We start from the raw sequence: 458 nt of genomic DNA on the forward strand, positions 1-458 counted from the left end.
CCAGACTTTATCTGCCCCGTAGACCTGCATGTTGCTCTGCCAGACTCGCTTGATCTCGGGCTGCAGGAGCGCATCGCGTTTCGCTCGCGCGCACAGCCGCGACGGATCACGAAGCTGTGCAGCGTGGCGCCGATAGCCCGACGGGGCAATCCGCAAGACCTTGCAGATCGGCTCGACCCCGAAGGTGTCGCGATGCTGATCGATAAAGGCCTTCAGGACTTCGTACGGCGGTCGAGCTCCGCCTGGGCGAAAAACGCGCTGGCCAGCTTCAAAATCTCGTTGGCACGGCGTAGCTCCTTGACTTCGCGCTCCAGCGCCTTGAGTCGCTCGCGCTCCGACGTGCTCACGCCCTCGCGCTCGCCGCTATCGACTTCTTCTCGTTTGACCCATCCAAGCAGCGTCTGGCTCGTGCAGCCGATCTTAGGTGCAATGGATTCGATCGCCGCCCACTGCGACGG

At 62.9% G+C, this 458-nt stretch carries 1 pseudogene and 1 other annotated feature; the pseudogene reads right to left on the reverse strand.

The features are described 5' to 3' along the window. Positions 1-458: pseudogene (locus GWC77_RS28365) on the reverse strand (IS3 family transposase); the annotation flags it as partial. After that, positions 142-258 (reverse strand) — a sequence feature (AL1L pseudoknot). (Overlaps the previous pseudogene by 117 nt.)

This window comes from Paraburkholderia sp. NMBU_R16 (assembly GCF_013282575.1).
In the GTDB taxonomy this organism is placed as follows: Bacteria; Pseudomonadota; Gammaproteobacteria; order Burkholderiales; family Burkholderiaceae; genus Trinickia.